Origin of the sequence: Micromonospora inaquosa, assembly GCF_003857055.1 — a bacterium.
GTDB lineage: Bacteria > Actinomycetota > Actinomycetes > Mycobacteriales > Micromonosporaceae > Micromonospora > Micromonospora inaquosa.
This window is the reverse complement of sequence record NZ_QGSZ01000198.1, coordinates 77,184-98,560: the sequence shown is the minus strand read 5'-3', so window position 1 is coordinate 98,560 and position 21,377 is coordinate 77,184. Positions and strand designations below refer to the sequence as shown.

The 21,377-nt window shown below is 68.0% G+C and carries 17 protein-coding genes; 14 read left to right on the top strand and 3 right to left on the bottom strand.

All coding sequences use genetic code 11. From position 1 onward, the window contains the following. The first annotated feature begins 220 nt into the window (after window positions 1-220). The 7 genes from DLJ59_RS13855 to DLJ59_RS13825 all read left to right on the top strand — a co-directional run bounded on the left by DLJ59_RS13855 (window position 221) and on the right by DLJ59_RS13825 (window position 8,527). On the top strand, window positions 221-1,606 hold the full coding sequence (locus DLJ59_RS13855; RefSeq protein WP_244236008.1) for an extracellular solute-binding protein: 1,386 nt from the start codon (window positions 221-223) through the stop codon (window positions 1,604-1,606). Next, window positions 1,603-2,553, top strand: a complete 951-nt coding sequence (locus DLJ59_RS13850) for a carbohydrate ABC transporter permease (RefSeq protein WP_124772918.1) — start codon at window positions 1,603-1,605, stop codon at window positions 2,551-2,553. The genes DLJ59_RS13855 and DLJ59_RS13850 overlap by 4 nt, the downstream gene beginning before the upstream one ends. After that, complete coding sequence (locus DLJ59_RS13845) at window positions 2,553-3,464, top strand: carbohydrate ABC transporter permease (RefSeq protein WP_124772917.1); 912 nt, start codon at window positions 2,553-2,555, stop codon at window positions 3,462-3,464. The genes DLJ59_RS13850 and DLJ59_RS13845 overlap by 1 nt, the downstream gene beginning before the upstream one ends. Next, the gene (locus tag DLJ59_RS13840) at window positions 3,464-4,531 is read left to right on the top strand and encodes an ABC transporter ATP-binding protein (RefSeq protein ID WP_124772916.1); all 1,068 of its coding nucleotides are present in this window, start codon (window positions 3,464-3,466) and stop codon (window positions 4,529-4,531) included. The genes DLJ59_RS13845 and DLJ59_RS13840 overlap by 1 nt, the downstream gene beginning before the upstream one ends. Continuing rightward, window positions 4,531-5,607 carry an ABC transporter ATP-binding protein gene (locus DLJ59_RS13835; RefSeq protein WP_124772915.1) on the top strand — a complete coding sequence of 359 codons (1,077 nt, stop codon included), beginning with the start codon at window positions 4,531-4,533 and terminating at the stop codon, window positions 5,605-5,607. The genes DLJ59_RS13840 and DLJ59_RS13835 overlap by 1 nt, the downstream gene beginning before the upstream one ends. A gap of 124 nt (window positions 5,608-5,731) precedes the next feature. After that, a complete protein-coding gene (locus DLJ59_RS13830; protein WP_124772914.1) occupies window positions 5,732-7,192 on the top strand; it encodes an NAD-dependent succinate-semialdehyde dehydrogenase in 1,461 nt (486 codons plus the stop codon). Between the two features lie 81 nt (window positions 7,193-7,273). After that, window positions 7,274-8,527, top strand: a complete 1,254-nt coding sequence (locus DLJ59_RS13825) for an iron-containing alcohol dehydrogenase (RefSeq protein WP_124772913.1) — start codon at window positions 7,274-7,276, stop codon at window positions 8,525-8,527. Between the two features lie 421 nt (window positions 8,528-8,948). On the opposite strand, the gene DLJ59_RS13820 is transcribed toward DLJ59_RS13825, so the two are convergent. Next, window positions 8,949-9,332: a VOC family protein gene (locus tag DLJ59_RS13820; RefSeq protein WP_124772912.1), complete on the bottom strand. Its 384-nt coding sequence runs from the start codon at window positions 9,330-9,332 to the stop codon at window positions 8,949-8,951. A gap of 1,017 nt (window positions 9,333-10,349) precedes the next feature. Here DLJ59_RS13820 and DLJ59_RS13815 point away from each other — a divergent pair. The 7 genes from DLJ59_RS13815 to DLJ59_RS13785 are packed head-to-tail and all read left to right on the top strand — an operon-like array spanning window position 10,350 to window position 17,994. Beyond that, the gene (locus tag DLJ59_RS13815; protein WP_208648677.1) at window positions 10,350-11,534 is read left to right on the top strand and encodes an aminotransferase class I/II-fold pyridoxal phosphate-dependent enzyme; all 1,185 of its coding nucleotides are present in this window, start codon (window positions 10,350-10,352) and stop codon (window positions 11,532-11,534) included. Beyond that, on the top strand, window positions 11,531-12,517 hold the full coding sequence (locus tag DLJ59_RS13810) for a UbiA prenyltransferase family protein (RefSeq protein ID WP_124772910.1): 987 nt from the start codon (window positions 11,531-11,533) through the stop codon (window positions 12,515-12,517). The genes DLJ59_RS13815 and DLJ59_RS13810 overlap by 4 nt, the downstream gene beginning before the upstream one ends. A 1-nt stretch (window position 12,518) precedes the next feature. Next, window positions 12,519-13,568: a thiamine-phosphate kinase gene (locus tag DLJ59_RS13805; protein ID WP_124772909.1), complete on the top strand. Its 1,050-nt coding sequence runs from the start codon at window positions 12,519-12,521 to the stop codon at window positions 13,566-13,568. Then, window positions 13,565-14,563, top strand: a complete 999-nt coding sequence (locus tag DLJ59_RS13800; RefSeq protein ID WP_124772908.1) for an NAD-dependent epimerase/dehydratase family protein — start codon at window positions 13,565-13,567, stop codon at window positions 14,561-14,563. The genes DLJ59_RS13805 and DLJ59_RS13800 overlap by 4 nt, the downstream gene beginning before the upstream one ends. Next, window positions 14,550-15,470 (top strand): diacylglycerol/lipid kinase family protein, encoded by a 921-nt coding sequence (locus DLJ59_RS13795; protein WP_124772907.1) that lies wholly within the window; start codon window positions 14,550-14,552, stop codon window positions 15,468-15,470. The genes DLJ59_RS13800 and DLJ59_RS13795 overlap by 14 nt, the downstream gene beginning before the upstream one ends. Before the next feature lie 20 nt (window positions 15,471-15,490). Next, a complete protein-coding gene (locus DLJ59_RS13790) occupies window positions 15,491-16,807 on the top strand; it encodes a glycosyltransferase (protein ID WP_208648676.1) in 1,317 nt (438 codons plus the stop codon). Next, on the top strand, window positions 16,804-17,994 hold the full coding sequence (locus DLJ59_RS13785) for an acyltransferase family protein (RefSeq protein ID WP_124772905.1): 1,191 nt from the start codon (window positions 16,804-16,806) through the stop codon (window positions 17,992-17,994). The genes DLJ59_RS13790 and DLJ59_RS13785 overlap by 4 nt, the downstream gene beginning before the upstream one ends. A gap of 68 nt (window positions 17,995-18,062) precedes the next feature. Here DLJ59_RS13785 and DLJ59_RS13780 read toward each other — a convergent pair whose 3' ends face one another. Together DLJ59_RS13780 and DLJ59_RS13775 are read right to left on the bottom strand one after the other, a co-directional pair. Then, window positions 18,063-19,400, bottom strand: coding sequence for a cytochrome P450 (locus DLJ59_RS13780; RefSeq protein ID WP_124772904.1), 1,338 nt, complete (start codon window positions 19,398-19,400; stop codon window positions 18,063-18,065). A 171-nt stretch (window positions 19,401-19,571) separates the two neighbouring features. Next, complete coding sequence (locus DLJ59_RS13775) at window positions 19,572-21,227, bottom strand: glycoside hydrolase family 43 protein (protein ID WP_208648675.1); 1,656 nt, start codon at window positions 21,225-21,227, stop codon at window positions 19,572-19,574. Window positions 21,228-21,377: the final 150 nt, after the last annotated feature.

Here is a 21,377-nt window from a genome sequence, read left to right as displayed (position 1 = left end):
TGCCCGTCATCCTGCACCATCGCGGAACCGCCCGCCATCGCACTCGTGACGCCGGCCCGCGGGTCGGCCCCCGCGACAGCAGCCCGGGAACGCGCCTGAACAACCCAGCAACTGCTCGGCGAAGCACATAGCGAGGCTCTAGAAGTCCCCACCACCAGAAGGCAGGCAAAAGATGCGATATCAGAGCCGAATGGGACGAAAGTCGGTTACAGCTCGGAAGGTGCAGCTGGCGACGGCGGCCATGCTGCTGGTGGCCACGACCGCGACGGCTTGCGGCGACGGCAAGGACGACAACGCGAAAGCGGGCGCCCCGAAGGCACCGGCGACCATCCCCGAGCTCACCAAGGACCCGCTGACCCTCAGCTTCATCTGGTTCGACTGGCCCCCAGCCCAAGCACTGGAAGCCTTCGCGAACGCGGAGTACAAGAAGGAACGGCCGAACGCGACCATCAAGGTCAACACCGTGCCGAACGCCAACTGGCACGACGCGATGTTCACCCAGTTCGCCGCGCACAAGACCGACTTCGACATCGCGATCCTCGACTCGCAGCACATCGGCGAGGCCGTGACGAACGGCAACATCCTCGACATCACCGACTTCGTCAAGGAAAACATCGACGTCGAGGCCTACAACCCGTACCTCCTGGCGGCCTACGGCCAGTTCCCCCAGGCGGAGACCGGCAAGCGCGACGAGAACGCCAGCCTGTACGGACTGCCGCTGCTCGGCGACACCTGGACGATGATCTACCGCAAGGACCTGATCGGCGACAAGCCACCGCAGACCTGGGACGAGATGATCTCAGTCGCCGAGAAGTGTCAGGCGGACAACCCCGGCGTCAGCGGGCTGGCTTTCCACCAGGCCAACGGTTCCGACGCCGCGGCCGTCACCTACAACACGGTCAACGGCGTCTACGGCGGCAACCTCTGGGACGCCAAGGCACGCAAGATCGACGGCGTTCTCAACGACGCCGCGGGCCAGGAGGCGATGGACGTCCTGGTCAACAAGATGAAGCCGCTGACCGCCAAGGGCTCCGGCAACTGGTTCATCGACGAGGTGAACGCGGCGGTCGCCCAGGGCAAGGCATGCATCGCGTTCAACTGGATCGCCGCGAGCGGCGGCCTGCTCGATCCGAAGCAGTCGACGCTCGGCACCACGCGGGAGCAGATTCTCGACAAGTTGGGCTTTGCCACCCTGCCGAGCCAGAAGACGAACCTGGTCCCCCTCGGCGGCATGGGGATGCACGTGTCGGCCTACTCCTCCGCGGCAAACCAGGCGGAGGCCCTGAACTTCATGGAGTGGTTCGAGCGGGCTGATGTCCAGAAGAAGTGGGCCGCGGCTGGTGGTGTGCCATCGCGTACGGATGCCCTGGAGTCGCCCGAGTTCCTCAACGCCGGGCCGTTCAACCAGGTGTACACCGACTCGGTTCCGCGGATGCGGGACATGTGGAACGTGCCCGAGTACGCGCGCCTCGTCGACATTGAGAACACCAACGTGAACGCGGCTCTCAACGGCGCGAAGAAGCCGAAGGATGCGCTCGACGACATCGCCAAGGAGCAGCAGGGCGTGCTCGACTCCGGCAGCCGCAAGGGCGGCGACGGACTGTGAGTGACCCTGTCCCTCTGACGACCGACCGCCCGGTGCAGGAGGCGTCCTCGACGCCGCCTGCACCGGGCCGGTCCCGCCGGCTGACCGACCGCGGGCTCGCCGTGGCCTTCATCTCCCCCGCGCTGCTGCTGTTGCTCGCCATGTCGGTGTTCCCGTTGCTGTGGGCGTTGTACCTGTCGTTCACCGACTACTCGGCCACCCGCGGGGGGCCCGCCAATTTCATCGGGTTCGGGAACTACACCGCCATCCTGACGTCGGCCCAGGTCCACACCAGGGCCCTGACGACGTTGATCTACGTGTGCGGCGCGGTCGGCCTGCAGACCGTGCTCGGTTTCGGCATCGCCTACCTGATCTCACGGCGCACGCACGGGCGAGGAGTGCTGACCACTATGTTCCTGGTTCCGATGATGCTGTCGCCGGTAGTGGTCGGGCTGTTCTGGCGATTCATGCTCGACGCGCAGTTCGGCGTGATCAACAGCATGCTCGGCTCGCTCGGCCTGGGGCAGGTGGAGTGGCTCACCCGGCAGCGGACGGCACTGGTTTCCCTGATCGTGGTGGACACCTGGCAGTGGACTCCGTTCATCATGCTCATCGCACTGGCGGGCCTTACCGCGGTTCCCAAGTACCTCTACGAGGCCGCCTCGATCGACCGGGCCTCCGAGTGGTTCCGGTTCCGCACCATCACTCTGCCGCTGGTGTGGCCGCTGCTCCTCATCGCCGTGTTGTTCAGGGCCATCGAGGCCTTCCGGCTGTTCGACCTCGTCTACATCCTCACCAACGGTGGCCCGGGTGTCTCCACCGAGACGTTGTCGTTCCACGTCTACAAGGTCGCGTTCCTGGGCTTCAACACCGGAACCGCTTCGGCGTACGGGATCCTCATGGTCCTCGTCGTCATCGTCCTCACGCAGCTTTACCTGCGCTATCTGAACAAGCTCAAGGAGGACTGATGGCCGTCTCCGTCGACGAGGCCGTGTCCACAGGTCCTGCCCGGGGTCACGCGCCCCCCGCGCGCCGCTTTGGCGGCCGGGGCCGCTCCGTGCTGGAGGTCGTGCTGCTGACCGTGCTGGCCGTCGTGATGCTCTTCCCGGTCCTGTGGATGATCGAGACGTCCATCAAGGAAAATCGGGACGTCTACGCCATTCCGGCCGAGTTCTTCGGCTTCAAGGTCACCATGGACCACTTCAAGGACGTGTTCGTCGCCCCCGGCGGCGGTCGCTCAGCCTTGTCCGTCTCGTTCCTCAACTCCGCGGTGGTCGCCGGGGTCTCCACGGTGCTGGCCACCGTGCTGGGGGTTCCGGCGGCCTGGGCCTACTCACGCTTCTCCGTGAAGGCCAAGAAGGACCAGCTGTTCTTCATTCTGTCCACCCGCTTCATGCCGCCCGTGGTGATCGTGATTCCGATCTTCCTCATGTACCGCCAAGCCGGACTCATCGACAGCAAGCTCGGCCTGATCCTCATCTACGCCGCGTTCAACGTCCCGTTCACGATCTGGATGATGAAGGGGTTCGTCGACGAGGTGCCCGCGGAGTACGAGGACGCCGCCATGCTCGACGGCTACACGCGATTGCAAGCGTTCTGGAAATTCACCCTTCCCCTGCTGGTGCCTGGCATCGCCGCGACGGCGGTCTTCGCACTCATCTTCTCGTGGAACGAGTTCGTGTTCGCCATCTTCCTTACCTCCAGCGACGACGTGCGGACAGCCCCACCCGCCATCGCCGGCCTCATCGGTGGCACCACCACGGACTGGGGTCTCGTGGCGGCCGCCTCCGTGGTGTTCGCCCTACCGGTGCTCGTCTTCGCCTACCTGGTGCGCAAGCACCTCATCGCCGGTGTGACGCTCGGGGCGGTGCGACGCTGATGGCGGGCATCGAGGTGACCGCGCTGCACAAGCGCTACCCGGACGGGACGGTCGCGGTTGACCACGTGGACCTGTCCATCGGCGACGGCGAGTTGTTCGTGATGCTCGGCCCGTCGGGCTGCGGCAAGACGACCACGCTGCGGGCCATCGCCGGCCTGGAGAGGCAGACGACGGGCGACATCCACATCGGCGAAACGCTGGTCAATGACCTGCCGCCCGCCGAGCGCGACATCGCCATGGTGTTCCAGTTCTACGCTCTCTACCCGCATCTGAAGACCCGCGACAACCTGGCGTTCCCACTGCGGGCCGAGGGACTGCCCAAGCCGGAGGTGCACGAGCGGGTCAACGAGGCCGCCCGGCTGATGCGGCTTGGTCCTCTCCTGGACCGACGACCACGCCAGCTGTCCGGCGGGGAGCAGCAGCGCGTCGCGCTTGCCCGCGCCCTGGTGCGACGACCGCGCGCGTTCCTCATGGACGAACCCCTCACCAATCTGGACGCGGAGCTGCGGGCGGACATGCGCACGGAGATCAAGCACCTGCAGGGGGAACTGGGGGCGACGATGGTCTACGTCACCCACGACCAGGTCGAGGCGATGTCGCTCGGTCACCGGATCGCCATCCTCAACAAGGGCCGCGTCGAGCAGATCGGCACGCCACTGGAGGTCTACGACCGTCCGGCGAGTCTTTTCTGCGCCGCATTCATCGGCTCCCCGCCGATGAACCTGATTGAGGTCGAGGTGGCCGACGGGAAGCTGCGCAGTGCCGGCGGACTGGGCCTCACGCCACCGCCGGGCCTGCCGCGCGACCGTCGCCTGGTCGCCGGCATCCGGCCGGAGGCGCTGGAGGTCACCGCGCCAGGGGCGGAAGGCTCGATCCCGGCCCGGGTGGTCTCGGCGGAGTGGCTGGGCGACGAAATCATCTACGTGGTCGACCACGACGGCCAGCGTGACGTCCGGGTTCGGATGCCACCGACTATTCGTTTCGCCGCTGACGCAAAGGTCGGGCTGCGGCACACCGGCGGAGCCCCGGCGGTCTACGACGTGAGCACGGAAGAGCTGGTGGCCTGATGGGAACCGTGGCAGCGCACGGGCTGCGCAAGTCCTTCGGCAAGGTCCAGGCCCTGGACGGGGTGACGCTGGACGTGCCGGACGGCTCGTTCTTCGTCGTACTCGGGCCCTCCGGGGCAGGAAAGACGACGACCCTGCGGGCGATCGCCGGCCTCGAGAAGCTTGACGCCGGGTCTGTGCACCTGGACGGGAGGGATGCGACCGGTGACACTCCGGCCGCACGCGACCTGGCCATGGTCTTCCAGAGCTACGCCCTCTACCCGCGACACACGGTGTACGAGAACATCGCCTCGCCGTTGCGGGCACGCCGCCGTTCGTCGAGCGAGATCGCCGCTGCCGTCGAGCAGATGTCGAGCCTGCTGCACATCGAACGTCTGCTACAGCGTCGTCCCGCGCAGTTGTCGGGCGGTGAGATGCAGCGGGTCGCCCTGGCCCGGGCACTGGTCCGTAGCCCGCGCGCGTTTCTCATGGACGAGCCGCTGACGAACCTCGACCTCAAGCTCCGGGTCGAGATGCGCACCGAGCTGACCCGCATCCACCGGAGCCTCGGAGCAACCTTCGTCTACGTGACCAACGACCAGGTCGAGGCCCTGTCCATGGCCGATCAGGTAGCGGTCCTCAAGGAGGGGAAGGTGCAACAGGTCGGAACGCCGACCGAGGTGTACGAGCGTCCCGCCAACCAGTGGGTCGCCGGATTCGTCGGGAGCCCGCCGATCAGCCTGCTCACCTGCCACGCCGAGGGAGATCGCCTGGTCGGTGCGGACGGCTGGACGCTGCCGCGGCCCCGCTGGGCCACGGCTGAGGACGGTCAGGCGCTGCTGCTGGGCCTGCGCGCGGAGGACCTGTCCGTCGAGCAGCGCGGGGACGCGTCGTTGTCGGGAGAGCTCTACGGGCTTGAGCCTCTCGGTGACCGAACGGTGGTCGACGTCCGAGTGGGGACGGAGATCCTCAAGGTCAAGGCACGACCCACCGTCAGCGGTACGCCGGGCGAGCGACTGTCGGTCACTGTCGACCTGGACCGTGCGCACCTGTTCGACGCGGGCACCGGGGTGTCGCTGTCCGAGGCGGGGCGGTAACGGCGCCGGGCGGCGACGGCACCGTGCGCCCACACGTGGCAATCGAGCGCCCGTCCGTCTACGCGCACCGCGCGATCGCCGGGGCACGCCGGACATCACCAAGAGCAACACAGGAGGCGACGCAATGAGTGACCCGATGAACGTCCTGGCCCCCGAGCACCGGCGGCTCCGGATTGGCGACGCCTGGCGCGACGCCGCAAGCGGAGCCACCTTTGCCGTCGAGGACCCGGCCACCGGCAAGACCATCGCCGAGGTGGCGGACGCCGACGTCGTTGACGGGCTCGCCGCGCTGGACGCGGCGAGCACGGCAATGACGGAGTGGGCGGCCACCCCGCCGCGGAAACGGTCAGAGTTGTTGACCGCGACGTACCGGGCACTGACCGAGCGATCCGAGGAGGTCGCCCGGCTGATCACGCTCGAGATGGGCAAGCCGCTCGCCGAGGCTCGGGCAGAGGTGGCCTACGGCGCCGAGTTCTTCCGTTGGTTCGCCGAGGAGGCGGTGCGTGTCGAGGGGCGCTACAACACCGCCCCCTCAGGTGGATACCGCATCCTCACCGTCCCGAAGCCCGTCGGACCGTGCGCCTTCGTGACGCCCTGGAACTTTCCGTTGGCGATGGGCGCCCGCAAGATCGCTCCCGCGTTGGCCGCGGGCTGCACGACGATCACCAAACCGGCCGGCCAGACGCCACTCACCATGCTGTTGCTGGCCCGCATCATGGAAGAGGTCGGTATTCCCCCGGGCGTCGTCAACGTGGTGACCACCAAGCGTGCCGGCAAGGTGGTCTCCGCACTGCTGGCCGACAGTCGGACCCGCAAGCTCTCGTTCACGGGGTCGACCGAGGTCGGGCGCGTGCTGCTACGGCAGGCCGCGGACAACGTGCTGCGCACCTCGATGGAACTGGGCGGCAACGCGGCCCTGATCGTGTGTGCCGACGCCGACCTGGACGTCGCGCTCGACGGTGCCATGGTGGCCAAGATGCGCAACATCGGGGAGTCCTGCATCGCGGCGAACCGGATCTACGTCGAGGAACCGGTGCGCGAGGAGTTCACGGCGCGCTTCGCCGAGCGGATGGGCGCGCTGTCGGTGGGCCATGGTCTCGACGACGGCGTGGACGTCGGCGCGTTGATCGACGAGGCCTCGGTCGCCAAGATCGACGAGCTCGTCGCCGACGCGGTGGATCGCGGCGCCCGGGTCCTGGTGGGCGGCGAGCGTCCGGATGGGCCGGGCCACTTCTACCCGCCCACAGTCCTCGTCGACGTGCCCGAGGATGCGCTGATGCTGCAGGCGGAGATCTTCGGCCCGGTGGCGCCGATCATCTCGTTCACGTCCGACGACGAGGTGATGGCGAAGGCCAACGACACCGAGTACGGCCTGGTCGGATACGTCTTCACCCGTGACCTTCAGCGGGCGCTCCGGTTCGCCGAAGGGCTGGATACGGGAATGCTCGGCATCAACCGTGGCCTGATATCGGACCCGTCAGCTCCGTTCGGTGGCGTGAAGCAGTCCGGGATCGGCAAGGAGGGGTCGCACGAGGGAATCCTGGAATACCTCGACGTCACCTACGCGGCGATCGACCTACCGTGACCGGCCTGCTGCTCCGGGCGCCCGCCGAGGATCACCGCGCCCCGCGCACCCATAACGCCGACGTTCCGGAGAGGCACTGACATGCTTGAGACCGTCCGCGGACCACGCCAACTGATAGTGGGCGAAGGGGTCGCGCAGAACATCCCACGAGTGGTGGCCGAGAGTGGCTCACGAGTCCTCATCGTGACCGACAAGGTCCTTCTGGGGCAGCCGGGCGTGGCCGAGATCGTGGCCGCCGTGCGGGAGAAGGTCGACGTCGTCGAGGTGTTCTCCGATGCGACACCAGACGTGCCACTCGCCGATGTCGCCCTGGCCGTCTCGGCCGCCGCCAAGGTGGACGCCGACGTGATCCTCGCCATCGGGGGTGGCACGGTGATCGACCTCGCCAAAATCGTCGGCGTCATCCGGCGCCACGGTGGATCGCCGCGCGACTTCTACGGCGAGTCGAAGGTGCCGGGGCCGACGATGCCTCTCGTCGCGGTCCCGACGACGTCAGGCACCGGCTCCGAGCTCACACCCGTCTCGGTGTTGACCGACCCGGACCGCGAGCTGAAGGTGGGCGTTTCCAGCGTCCACATCGTGCCCGACTTCGCCATCGTCGACCCCGAACTCACCTACACCTGCCCCTCGACCGTCACCGCCCACTCCGGCATCGACGCGTTCTGCCACGCGGTGGAGAGCTACACCGCGCGTCCCCGGCCCCACGGACCGCGCGACCCGGTGGAGCAGGTCTTCCTCGGCCGCAACCCGATCACCGACCACTACGCGCTCCTGGCCGCGGAGCGGATCGCCCGTAGCTTGCGTCGTGCTGTCCGGGACGGAGGCGACACGGAGGCACGCGCGGACATGTCCTATGGGTCCATGCTCGCCGGGCTCGCGTTTTCCCATGCGGGCAACGGGGCCCCGCACGCTCTCCAGTACCCCATCGGCGCGGCCACGCACACGCCGCACGGCCTGGGCGTCGGGCTGCTGCTGCCCTACGCGTTGGACGCGGCCAGGGATGCCATCGGCGACCGGTTGGCCATCCTCGCCAGGGTGTGCGGGCTCGACGTGACCGACGCCTCGGATACTGAGGCCGCCGATACGTTCCTCGCCTGGCTCGACGGGCTCCTTGCCGACATCGGCATCCCTCCCACCTTGGCGGACATCGGCGTGGCACGCGCCGACCTCCCACGCTTCGCCGAGATGGCCAGTGGCGTCACCCGCCTGATCCAGAATCATCCAGGCCCGACCGACACCGCGAGCCTGACCGCGATCCTCGAAGCGGCCTGGACCGGGGACCGGAGTCGACTCGTCCGAACTTCGAGCCGTGACAGTGACCGGCCTTTCACATGACGACGGGTCCACTGCCCCACCGGGCGAACCACGCCGCCTCACCGTAGGTGAGCTTCATCCGGGCCTTTTCGCTGTTCTGGACATCCTAGCCGGCTCGCGGCCGGTGAGCCGAGCACGGAAACGGTTCTTCGGCGACCGGAAAGAGCTGCTTCCATTGAACGTTCGAAACAGACAGGTCCAATCTCGGGCGGCGCCGTCAACATCTCATGGAGGCTCGCGACCTGGGATGACGCGGCGTGACGGTGAACGCTGTGGCACCAGGATTCCTCGAGACCGAAATGACCATCGCCGTCACGTCGGAAAGCACCTGGAACGCATTAGACGATGGAGCCCAGTCGGCCGGTTCGCAAGTATCGGCTAAGTGGGCCGCCGCGCGGTGCATTGCGACGACGGCACCGCGACCAACCCGTGATCTGAGCGTTTACTCCCACGCCTGAGAAAGAGCCTCAAAGGTCTCCGGATCGGTGTGGGACGGAATGACGCACACGAGGTGACCGCCCGGGGCCCGTAAGGTGACGCACTCCAACCAGCGGCCGATCTCGACGGCGCCGTGAGCGACCAGCCGGCGGGTTTCCGCCTCAACGTCGTCGGTCTCGATGTCGACGTGGTAGCGAGCCTGGTCATCCACGGCCTGCACCGCCAGAACCAGCCCGGGCAGTGCGCCGTGCAGAGAGGTGAACTGCTGCTCGTCGGGAACTGTCCGTGCAGGCACGCCAAGGGCTTCCGACCAGAAGGCGGCAGCCGCGGCTGCCTCACCGCGTGGTACGTCAATCAGGATGGTCAAGAGTCTGCTGCGATGCGCCACGATCGACCATTATCCACATCCACTCGGAGGTTCGCAGGTCACTCCCACCACCACCAAATCGGACAAAGGCGAGCGCTCACGGCCATCCCGGCCGATTACCCAGCAGCGAGCCACCTCGATGCCATGGTGTGAGACAACTTTCACTGACGACTATTCGTTGATCTTGCCCAACGGGCTGAGATAGCCCTTGGTCTCGCCCTCTCGCTTGCCACCTGGCACAAGCCACCTGGAAGGCGGCGCGGGCGCGGCGGCCGGGAGGATCCGACGCCCAAAGTGGACTGGACTCGCGCTGCGGATCCGGCGTAGCATCCTGCTCCAGAGAGATCGTCAAGCGATCGCCGCTGGTGAATGCAGACAGCGGAACGGGGGGCTAATGATCCTTGCGCTGCCACCGCAACGCCATTTTTCCTGCACTGCTATAGCGCCGCATCCCTGGATTTTCGCCTTGGTTCCCGAGGAATGCTGCGGAACAAGCTGCGGAACAGGTCGACAAGGCTAGCGCCGATCCGCATGAGCCCATTTTCCTGATGTCGGCCAGTGTTCGGCAACCATGGACCGAATTGCAGACAGCGGTGGCCCGGCTCGCACCCGAACTCCAGAATGGTCAGACGACGATGCCGGCGAAACGGCCGGCATCGCATCCGGCGGCGTATCCAAGGCCGGGAGCCGTGTCGGTGCCGTCGCTCGTCGGGCGGGACGGCCCGGCCGGGCATCAACATCGCCTCCGGCCGTCTTCTACGACCAGGCGGCCACCACCTGCCGGGGACGAGGAACGCCCTCGCGCCGTGGTTCACCGAGTCCAGCCGCGGCGTCCCTGGGCCGGCTCAGCCCGCGAGCTGGCGGCGCCAGCGGTGGGAGAGACCACCGGCCACCTCCCTCCACACAGCGGCTACGTGCTGGCCGATATCGATCGCCGGTGCGCCACTGTCCAGAGCGATTGTGCCGACTACTGGAACAGCAGGTCCGTCGAACGGCCCGATGCACACGGGGCACCAGATGAGAGGGGTTTCGCGAACCGTGGTGACAGTTGATATCTTCGGTCGCTGCCAGTCATACACCGAGAGCCGGGAGGCTCGCGCAGCCAACCTTTACCCGTACTTCATTCCCTTCGAGGGGCACGACGCGACCGTCGCGCAGACACTCGACGGCGACATCCTCATGTGCGGCTCGAACAACTACCTCGGGCTGACCTCTGACCCGCGCGTGAAAGCCGCGGCGCAGGCGGCGATCGAAGAGTACGGCACGTCGCGCACGGGCTCGCGGCTGCTCAACGGCAACACGCCACTACACGACAAACTTGAACAGGAGCTGGCCGACTTCGTCGGTATGCCGGCGGCACTGGTGTTTCCGACCGGCTACCAGGCAAACGTCGGAGTGATCGCATCGCTGCTGTCGCGTCACGACGTGGTCATCCTCGACCGCGAAGCGCACGCCTCGGTCTACGACGGCGGCGGCATGAGCCGGGCCAAGACCCGACGGTTCGCCCACAACGACATGGGCGACCTGGAGCGACAGTTGGCAGCCAGCCCCTCGGACGCCGGCCGTTTGGTGGTCGTGGACGGGGTGTACTCGATGGCCGGCGATCTGTGCCCGCTCACCGAGGTGGTACGGCTGTGCCGGCAGTACGGGGCCCGCCTGCTCGTCGATGACGCGCACGGTATCGGCGTGCTGGCCGACGGCCGGGGCACCAGCGCGCACTTCGGCGTCACCGATCAGGTCGACCTCGTCACGGTCACGTTCAGCAAGTCGCTGGCGTCGATCGGCGGTGCCGTGCTCGGCCCGGAGGATGTCATCGAGTACCTGCGCCACCACGCGCGCAGCCTCATCTTCAGCGCATCCGCCCCACCGGCCAGCCTGGCCGCCGCGTACGCCGCGTTGGGCATCCTGAAGGCCGAGCCGTGGCTGTGCCAGCAGGCGACAGAGAACGCGTCGTATGTGCGTCGGGAGCTCACGGCCCTGGGCTACGACCCGGTCCCGAGCGAGACGCCGATCGTGTCGGTACGGCTCGACGACGTACCGCAGACCCTGCTCGCGTGGCGCAACCTGCTGGACCGCGGCGTGTATGTCAACGCCGTCATCCCCCCGGCGGCTTCGCCCCGGCTGCGAGCGAGCTTCTCCACCACGCACACACCGGAGCAGCTCAAACGCGTCGTCGCCGCTTTCGCCGAGGTCGGCGACCTGATGTCCCTGGAGGATCAATGACCGTCAACCAGCTCGAACCCACAGTCAGGACCCGGGACCTGGTGGTCGCATGGGCGCGGATGTGGCGCCTGCACTTCGTGCCCTTCTCGCTGTCGGCAGGTCTGGTCGGTATGACCGCGCCACCGGCCGGGGCCAACGCCGCGAGTATCGTGATCGGGCTGCTGTTCTGCACGTTGGGATACGGCGTCGGCGTGGTCATCAACGACTGGTTCGACCGTGAGGCCGACGCGGTCAATGCGCCGGACCGCCCGTTCGTCACCGGGCTGATCAACCCCCACATCGGCTTGGCGCTGACGCTCACGCTGTCCGCGGCCCTGATGGTGGTGGCCGTCGTGGTCGCACCGACGCTGGCGTTGTGGAGTGTCATCGCGATCGGTGGGCACCTGGTCTACTCCTGGACCAAACGCATCCCCATGCTGGGCAATCTCGTCAACGGCGTGGACATGGCGCTGTTCACGGTACTCGGCGCCGTGGCCGTCCGACCCGACGCAGGTTGGCTCGACATCCCGGCGGTGACCTGGTTCCAGACGGCGCTCGTCGCTGTCACGTTCAGCGGCTTCTGCCTCGTCGGGTACTTCAAGGACATCGAGGGCGACCGGGTCGCGGGCTACCGCACGCTGCCGGTGGCCATCGGCACCAGGGCCTCCAGCCGGATTGCCGTGGTATTTCCGATTGTGGCGGTGGTAGCGGCGGGTACAGCCGCTGTGGCGGAGGCCGATAGCGCGGGTGCCTACGCCGAGATCGTCTGCTGGGTGCTGCTGATCGCGTCGGCGCTCGGCTTCACGCAGAGCCTCGTGACACTCAACCGGGCGCCAGAGACCCGGGCGTACGAGGCACTGGTCTGGTTCATCCGGGCGACCACACTGTTCTTCCTGTCGCTCGGCGCGCTGCACCGACCGACGCTCTTCCTCGTCGTCGCCGTTCCGATGATGGCCTACCTGGAGCTGACGCTGCGTGCGACCCAGTCCTCCCGGCAGGCGTGACATGACCTCTATCGCCGGGAACCCGTTGTTTCTGAACGCGGCCGAGGGCAGCCTGATCATGGCGATGCGCGAGCGCATGGTCCGATCGCCACGGCAACTCAACAACGCCTTCGAGGCCGATGCCGAACTCCTCGACCTGGGTGCCGCCGGGCTTCTGGCGGTTACGGTCGACACGTTGAACGACGGAGCCGAACTGGCCACCGCCACCACGCCGTACGCGAAGGGATGGCTGACCACCACGGTCAGCGTGAGCGACCTTGCCGCGGTGGCCGCCGACCCGGTCGCTGTGCTGGTCTCCTGCTCGCTGCGCCGGGACAGTTGGTCCCTCGATGATGCCCGCGAATTCGGGCGCGGCGCATCCGAGGCCGCCGAGCGGTACGGCTGCCACATCGTGGGCGGTGACACCAACTGGGCCAACGAGGAAAGCTTCACCTCGTGCGCCCTGGGAACCGTCCCACGCGGATCCGTCCTGAGCCGGACAGGTGCTCGGCCCGGCGACGCGCTGTATGTGACCGGTCCGATCGGAGCCGGCAACGCGGTCGGATTCCGTGCGTTGGCACTGGGCGGTACGGGGGTAGGCCAGCCGTGGCTGCCGGAGGCGCGGGTGGCCGCGTGCGAGCCGCTGCGCCGCTACGCCCGGGCGTGCATCGATACCAGCGACGGTCTGCTGAGCGCGGCGGTCAGCCTCGCCGAGGTCAACGGCCTGGGGGCCGAGGTGGTGCTGCGCGACGAGGTGTACGCGCCGATCGTCTCCGCGGTCGCCGACTCGGCGCGCCTGCCCCGGTGGTGTTCGGCTGCCGCCGAGTGGGGCGAATTCGAGCTGCTGTACGCGGTCGATCCCGTCGACGCGGAGTCGTGCTCCCGGGCGCTGTCGCAACGCGGACTGTCTCCCCTCCCGGTCGGACAGCTCGTCGCCGATCCGGAGCTGCTGCTGTTCGACGAGTCAGGCCAGCGCCAGGAGCTGCGGAACCTGCTGCTGCGTATGCGGGCACTCGACCCGGCCGGGTCGTTGCTCGCCGATCTGCGTGCCCTGCTGGCGGGGGGTTCATGATGGGGTCGGGTCTCGCGCTGGTGACGGGTGTCACCGGCTGCGTCGGCCGCGCGGTCGCCGCCGCCCTGCGGGAAGAGGGCTGGTCGGTACGCGGGCTGGTGCGGGCACCCGCTCCGGACGACGCGACGTACGCGGCGCACCTCGGTGACCTGACCGACCCGGAGTCGCTGCGCGGTTCCTGCACGGACGTCGACCTCGTGGTGCACGCGGCCGCCGATCTCACCGACTGGCGACCCGGCCCGCGCATCTGGCAGGTGAACCGGGACGGCACCCGAGCGTTGCTGGACGAGGCGCGGCGCTGCGGCGTCTCCCGATTCGTCTATCTGAGCACCGTCGACGTCTTCGGTTTCAACGCCAGGAAGGTCATCGACGAGGCATCACCGCGGCGGGTGCCGCGATACCCGTACCCACTGTCGAAAGCTGCCGGCGAAGACCTGGCGTGGTCGTACCACGGGAACGGTCTTGATGTCACTGTGGTTTACCCCGCCTGGGTCTTCGGCCCCGGCGACCGCAACTTCCTGCCCGAGCTCGTGCGCGGGCTGCGCGCCAACCAGCTCGTCCAGTTCGACCGCGGCGCACCACCGATCGAGTTGACGTACAGCGCGAACCTGGCCGACGCGATCGTGCTGGCCGGCACCACTCCCAGCTGCGCCGGCGGCCGGTTCATCGTCGGTGACTCGTACGGCCTCACCCTGGGGCAGCTGTTCGCCTCGGTGGCCGAACGGATCAGGGCCAGGCCGCCGACCTCCTCGATCCCGTTCAGCGCTGCCCTGGCCGCGGGAGCCGTGTCCGAACTCGCCGGGATGGCCGGCATCGGGGTCAGATCCGGCCGGCCGCTGCTCACCCGCTACGCGGTTCGGTCCGTCGCCGGGGGGATGCGGTACGACGTCAGTCGGATCCGGTCGATCGGCTATTCACCCCGGTACGGCTTCGCGGAGGCGCTGAGCCACGCCATGGCGGAACTGGAAATGGAGCAGGCGCATGGCAGCCGATGAGAACGACCCGGTCGTCTGCATCATCAACCCCGCGTCCGGGGTCCAGCGCCGGCGCACGATCGTCCAGCGGATCGCCGCGGAACTGCCCGAGGCGGAGTGCTGGTCCACCCGCCACCCCGGGCACGGCATCGCCCTCGGACGGCAGGCGGTCGAGGAGGGGTACGGCACCGTGGTGGCGATCGGCGGCGACGGCACGCTGTCCGAGGTCGCCAACGGGGTACTGGAGGGTGGCGGGGGGAAGGTACGGCTGGCGTACGTGCCGGCCGGCACCTGCAACGACTTCGCTCGCGGCCTGCGGCCGGTCACCAACCTCGGTGGCCTGCTCGACCGCACCCGTGACCGGGAGACAGACGTCGGCCTGGTGACCTTCACCCGGCCCGACGGCACGCGGGACCACCGGTACTTTCTCGTCAGCTGCACGGTCGGGCTGATCAGCGTGATCGGGCAGCGGTTCACCGAGAAGACACCGGTCAACCGGGTGCTCAAGCGGCTCAACCTCCAACTCGCCGAGACGGCGTCGAGCATCCGGACGCTGGCCCGCTGGCGGCCCGTCACGGTGCGGTTGGAGCTCGACGGCGAACCGTCCAACCGGAGCATCACCAATCTCGCCGTACTCAAGGTGCCGTACTTCGCCGGTGGGCTGACCTTCGGCCGCACGGAGCCGCCACGGGCGGGTTACCTGGACGCGGTGTGGGTGGCGGGTGTGGGCCGCGTCGGCGTGACCGGGCTGATGTGGCAGCTGTTCCGCGGTGCCGCCGAGGGGCATCCGGCGATCCACCGGCAGGAGGTCCGCACCGTGGGCGTCGACGCGGACAGCCCGCTGCCGGTAGAGGTCGACGGCGAGATCGTCGGATACACCCCGGCCGAGTTTTCGATACATCCGTCGTCCCTGACGACGGTGGTATGAACCCAGCGAGGGAGCGACACGTGCCTGCCCCGAACACCTTCCACATCGGACTCGTGGTTCCCGACTACACCGGGCAACTCAGCCCGATGGCCACGCTCGGCAGAGAACTCCTTCGGCGGGGTCACCAGGTCACCCTGGTCTCCCTGCCGGACGCTGGAACGAAATCGTTCACGGCCGGGTTCGCCTTCGCACCGATCGGCGAGCGCGAGTTTCCGGTCGGCTCACTGGCCCGTTTCTCCGAGGAGCAGGGTCGGCTGACCGGCCTGGCCGCGATCCGGTTCATCGTCCGGGGGTACGTGCGCGAGGTCGAGGTTCTCCTGCGAGATCTGCCGGGCCTGGTGAAGAGGCACGGCATGGACGCGCTGCTGGTGGACCAGGTCTACGGCGCTGGCAACTCCGTCGCGGAACACCTCGACATTCCGGTCGTGAACGTGTGCAACGCGCTGGCGCTGAACACCGAGCCCGGTGTGCCACCGTTCATGACGGCGTGGCCGTACCATCCCTCGTTGCTCGCGCGGGTGCGCAACATGCTGGGCGACCAGGTGATCGCCCGGGTCATCCGGCCGGTGGTGCAACGGATCAACGAAAGTCGTGCCGCGTGGGGCCTGCCGCCCGTCAACGGTGTGAACGACGGCTCCGATCTTGCCCAGATCACCCAGCAACCGCCGTTTTTCGACTTCCCCCGCACCCGCCTGCCGGACTCGTTCCACTACACCGGGCCGTTCCATGACGAGGACAGCACCGAGCCGGTGTCATTCCCGTGGGATCAGCTCGACGACCGTCCGTTGATCTACGCGTCGATGGGTACCCTCCAGAACCGCCTCCCGCACATATTCCAGGCGATCGCCGAGGCTTGTGCCGGGCTTGACGCGCAACTGGTCATCTCCCTCGGCAGCACGGACGTCGAGCCGCCGACGAGCCTCGCCGGAAACCCGATAGTGGTCCGGTACGCGCCACAGCTCGACCTGCTGGCGCGGGCGTCTCTGGTCATCACGCACGCCGGCATCAACACCGCACTGGAAACGCTTGCCCATGGCGTACCGATGGTCGCGCTGCCGGTGGGGAACGACCAACCGGGCGTGGCCGCCCGGCTCAAGTACCTCGGCGCTGGCGAGTTCATCCCGGTGCACAAGGTGACCCCGGCGCGGCTACGGGCCGCCATCGACAAGGTCAGCGGCGACCCCGCCTACCGCGCGAAGGCGCAGCACTACCAACGCCGGATCGCGGAGTTGGACGGCGTGCGGCGTGCGGCCGACATCGCGGAGGAGGCGTTCCGGACGCGCCGGCCGGTACGCAGACAGGAGATGTCCGAAACCACGGAGGGTGGCCGCCGATGACACAGCAGGCAGGACGCATGGCCCGGCAACTGCCGACGCTCAACGGTTTGCGGGGGGTCGCCGCGGTCACGGTCTTCTTCTCCCACACGACGTTGTTCGGGTTCTTCGCCGACGAGCGGATCGACGACTGGTGGTACGCCGTTCTCAGCCGTACCGGATCCGCCGCGCTCGGCTTCTTCTTCATCCTCAGCGGTTTCGTCCTGACCTGGTCGGCTCCCGACCACGAGCCGAATCGCCGGTTCTGGCGTCGACGGGCCGCCCGGATCGTGCCGAACCACCTGGTCGTCTGTGCCGTGTTCATCGTTCTCATGGTTCTGATCCGAGGGGGCGCGCCGCTCTGGCCAACGCTGGCGAACATCACGCTGGTGCAGAGCTGGATTCCGAACGAGTTCATCTTCAACGGGGTCAATCCGCCGAGCTGGTCGCTGAGCTGCGAGATCTTCTTCTACGCATCGTTCCCGTGGTTGCTCGCCGGCGTCCGAAGGCTTTCCGCCGCCTGGCTCTGGTCGATCACGGGCGGCATCGTCGCCGCGATGCTCGTCGCACCCGCGTTCTCCACGGCGTTCCTCCCGGCCGAGCCGACGTACACCTACGCGGACGCGGCATTTCCGCAGTTCTGGTTCGTCCAACAGTTTCCGTTGATCCGGATGCTGGACTTCGTCCTCGGGATCGTCATCGCCCAACTCGTCATGCGAGGGTTGTGGATCAGGGTGAGCCTGCCCGCCGCCGCGCTTGTCACGCTGGCCTTCTACGGCATCTCGGAGGTCGTGCCGCTGCTCTACTCGGTGGTCGCGGCGATGGTCATCCCGCTCGCGTTGCTGGTGGCTGCCGCGGCGCGGGCGGACGTCGAGGGGCACCGCTCACCGCTGCGTGGGCGGGTCGCCGGCTGGCTGGGCGACACCTCCTTCGCCTTCTACCTCCTTCACATCCTGGTGCTCTACGGCGCCGGCAACATGTCCCCGAGTGGCTTCGGCGTCGCCGCAGCGCTGGCCGTGATGGTCAGCGCCTACCTGGTGACGCTCGGCCTTGCATCGTTGCTTCACATCGGCGTGGAACGGCCGATGATGCGCCGGTTCGCCAGATCCCGGCAACCCGCCGCCGGCCCTCAGCCCGCCGCGGTGGCTGCCGCTTCACCCGCCACTGAACCGATGCCCGTCGCGACGGGTGACGGGACGCGAGTCACGTAGCGACAGCCGGACGTCGGAACCGAACCGGTGCCCTGGCTGATCCTGTCCGGATCAGCCAGGGCATCAGTTCACCGGACGGTCAGTGTGGCCCGGACCGCGCCAGCCGGACGCAGAGTCACCATCGGTACGACCTCCGGCCGCTCATCGGGCGCGGCGACACGGTAACGGGCGAGCAACGCGCTCAGCAGTACGGTCATCTCCAGCAGCGCGAAGTGTTCCCCGATGCAACTGCGCGGCCCGCCACCGAATGGAAAGTAGGCGTAGCGCGGCCGGTCCTGCTGCCCGAGGAACCGGTCGGGGTCGAAGCGCTCCGGGTCGGGCCAGAATTCCGGATGCCGGTGCGTGACCCAGGGAGCGACCACCACCTTGGTATTGGCCGGAATTCGGTGACCGGAGACGACGACGTCCGCTTCGGTCATCCGCTCCATGCTGTAGACGGGCGGGTACAGCCGCATCCCTTCCATGACCGCAGCTCGCACCAGTTCTTCGTCACCCGTGCCGATCCCGGCAGCGACCCGGTCCTGCACCTCGGGGTGCCGACCCAGCAGGTGCATGGTGAAGGCCAGCCCGGCCGAGGTCGTCTCATGCCCGGCGAGCAGGAACACCAGGATCTGGTCCCGGATCTCCTCCATGGACAGCGACTGCCCGGTCTCCGGATCCTTGGCCGCGAACAGCCGACTGAGCATGTCCTCGTTCTCCTCGTCGCCCACCCGCTGGCGGGCGGCGATGATGCGGTCGACGATTTCGTACTGGGCCGTGCGTACCTGCGTGATCCGGCGCGACCGCGGAGTCGGCCAACTCAGCGGCAGCTTGACGACCTGCAGGGCGCGGGCCAGCGCGAGGTCACCCAGAATGGGCATGAGCTCCTGCAGACGGGGGACGACCTCGTCGATGTCGTCGCCGAACAGCGCCCGGCCGACCACCCGCATCGTGTAGCGCTGCATGACCTGGTACAGGTCTACGACGGATCCCGCCGTCACCGCCATGTCGTCGACGACGCGAGCCGCCTCCTCGGCCATCAACTCGGTGTAGCGGGCCACCCGGCGCGGCGTGAACAGCGGTTGCAATGTCCGCCGCTGTTGCAGCCAATGGTCTCCGTCGCTGGTCAGCAGGCCCTCACCGATGAACTCCCGAAGGATCTCGTACGCGCTCGCGCGACGGCTGAAGACCTGCGGCGTGGTGAGGACCTGATGGATACCGTCGGGGTGGTGCACGTTCACCACGTCGACGCTGACGGCACGTGGCCCCCGAGGCAGTCCGACGTGGTAGGCCACCACGTCGCCGTAGGTGTGGAAGCCGTCCAGGATCGATCCCAGCAGGTCGTCGCGGAGCGCCGGCAGCATGCCGAGGAGCGGATGCCCGACCGGACCCGGCACGGCGGCGGCCTTGGACAACTGTGTCGTCACGGTGATCCCCCGTTCAGTTGATCGACGTACGTCGACTATATGTCCACGCACCACCCCCCTTTCCAGTCCCTTGAACGCGGCAACACGGGCAGCCGGGCGTGGCGCCGTTGGACGGCGCGCACGCCCGGCTGCGCGGGCAGGCGCGGCTGCTGCGCTCGCGCCGGCGGCTGCTCACCAGTGGCGGTACGACGTCCAGTCGACGTCCGCGTAGACACCCTCGGCGCCCAGGTCCTGAACCCACAGGCCGACGAACGCGCCGGTGAAGCCCCAGCCCTCAGGCTCGCCATCCACGAGGGTCGCGGCGTACTCGTCGGACAGGATGGTGGCGTCGAGGTCTGCCGGCAGGTCGACCCAGCGCGCCTCGCCGGCCAGTTGATAGGCGAACGTGAGACGCGGGCCGTCGAAGGTGACCCGCAGCGTGATGTCACCCGCGCTCGGCAGGTCGACGCGGCACGCGTCGTGGATGACACGCCGACCGTTGTCGCATGACATCACCTCCAGCACCGGCTGGCCCTCGTCGTCGGCGGTCACATAGGCGTAGTGCCAGTTGCGGGTGTTGTAGTAGGCGGTGACGCCGGCGAGCTGGCGGTAGTTGGCCGGCTCGAAGTGCAGGTGTGCGGTCAGCTCGCACTGCTTCGACGTCACGCGGCGCGCGACCAGACTCGGACGCGACCGGCCGACCGGCGACTGGCCGCCGTGAATCCGCAGGAACGAGGGCCGCGACGTGAGGTCGACCCAGTCCGCAGTGGCGGGACGGCGCAGCGTCGACCACTCGGGGCCGAGCACCGGCGCGGTGAAGTCGTCCCGTTCCTCCGCCAGATCCTCTGCCGGCTCAGCGTCGCCCGGCACGGGTACGAGCACCGCCGGTATCCCGTCCTCGATGCGCGGCCACTCCCCCTCCGGCCATTGCACCGCCTGGATGGCGGTCTCCCGGCCGAGCACGCACCGGCCGAGGGGGGTGTACGGCCGGGCCGTCAGGTGGGCCAGGTACCAACGCCCGTCCGGCGTGGACACGAGGCTGCCGTGACCGGCCTTCTGCAGCTCCAGCTCGGGACGGCCGTACGAGGTGAGCAGCGGGCCGTCCGGATGGGCCTCGTACGGCCCGAACAGGCTACGGGAGCGGGCCATCGTCGCCTGGTGCGTCCAGGACGTGCCGCCCTCCGCGGTCAGCAGGTAGTACCAGCCGTCCTTCTGGTACACGTGCGGAGCCTCGGTGACGCCGGCGGTGGTCCCGTGGAAAATTGTGCGCTCGGTGCCGACGAGGCGACGGACCTCGCGGTCGTACTGCTGGATCTGAATGCCCGCGAACCGATTGCGGCCCGGCCGCCAGTCGGCAACCATCGACAGCATCCAGGTTGTGCCGTCCTCGTCGTGGAACAGCGACGGGTCGAATCCGCGCCCATGCAGCATCACCGGGTCCGACCACGGCCCGGCGAGGTCGCGCGCGGTCACCAGGTAGTTCTGCGGATCCCAGTACCCGCTGGCGAAGCTCGCCACCTCGGCGTACAGGAGATGAAACTCACCGTCCACATAGGACAGATTGGGCGCCCAAACACCATTGGAGTCACCTGCTCCGGTGAGGTCGAGAAGCCGCCGCTCGGTAATGACGCCACCGAGCGGGCGCCAGTGCACCAGGTCGGTCGAGTGGTGCAGCCGAACGCCCGGGTACCACTCGAAGGTCGACGTGGCTATGTAGTAATCAGTGCCGACGCGCAAGATCGACGGGTCGGGGTTGAAGCCGGGAAGGATCGGGTTTCGGATCAGCCGGCCGGGCACTTCGCCGCCGTGCGGCCCGGCCGCCGCCGGACTCTGTGTTGCGGTCGTCATTTTCGGTTCTCCGTAACGGTAGCCTCGTCGAAAGTTTCGGCGAAGTTCGATCGCCGGATCGGCACAGACTAGCCGTTGGAACGGCCTAGTGACAATGTCGACCGCCTGTACAGCTGTGTCTTTTCAGCACTCCTTGTGTCCGGAAGTTGC

Bases quoted from the DNA above. Each gene is read 5' to 3' on its own strand.
- DLJ59_RS13845 (WP_124772917.1), top strand. From the start codon at position 2,553: ATGGCCGTCTCCGTCGACGAGGCCGTGTCCACAGGTCCTGCCCGGGGT.
- DLJ59_RS13840 (WP_124772916.1), top strand. From the start codon at position 3,464: ATGGCGGGCATCGAGGTGACCGCGCTGCACAAGCGCTACCCGGACGGG.
- DLJ59_RS13835 (WP_124772915.1), top strand. From the start codon at position 4,531: ATGGGAACCGTGGCAGCGCACGGGCTGCGCAAGTCCTTCGGCAAGGTC.
- DLJ59_RS13830 (WP_124772914.1), top strand. From the start codon at position 5,732: ATGAGTGACCCGATGAACGTCCTGGCCCCCGAGCACCGGCGGCTCCGG.
- DLJ59_RS13825 (WP_124772913.1), top strand. From the start codon at position 7,274: ATGCTTGAGACCGTCCGCGGACCACGCCAACTGATAGTGGGCGAAGGG.
- DLJ59_RS13810 (WP_124772910.1), top strand. From the start codon at position 11,531: ATGACCGTCAACCAGCTCGAACCCACAGTCAGGACCCGGGACCTGGTG.
- DLJ59_RS13805 (WP_124772909.1), top strand. From the start codon at position 12,519: ATGACCTCTATCGCCGGGAACCCGTTGTTTCTGAACGCGGCCGAGGGC.
- DLJ59_RS13800 (WP_124772908.1), top strand. From the start codon at position 13,565: ATGATGGGGTCGGGTCTCGCGCTGGTGACGGGTGTCACCGGCTGCGTC.
- DLJ59_RS13795 (WP_124772907.1), top strand. From the start codon at position 14,550: ATGGCAGCCGATGAGAACGACCCGGTCGTCTGCATCATCAACCCCGCG.
- DLJ59_RS13785 (WP_124772905.1), top strand. From the start codon at position 16,804: ATGACACAGCAGGCAGGACGCATGGCCCGGCAACTGCCGACGCTCAAC.
- DLJ59_RS13775 (WP_208648675.1), bottom strand. From the start codon at position 21,227: ATGACGACCGCAACACAGAGTCCGGCGGCGGCCGGGCCGCACGGCGGC.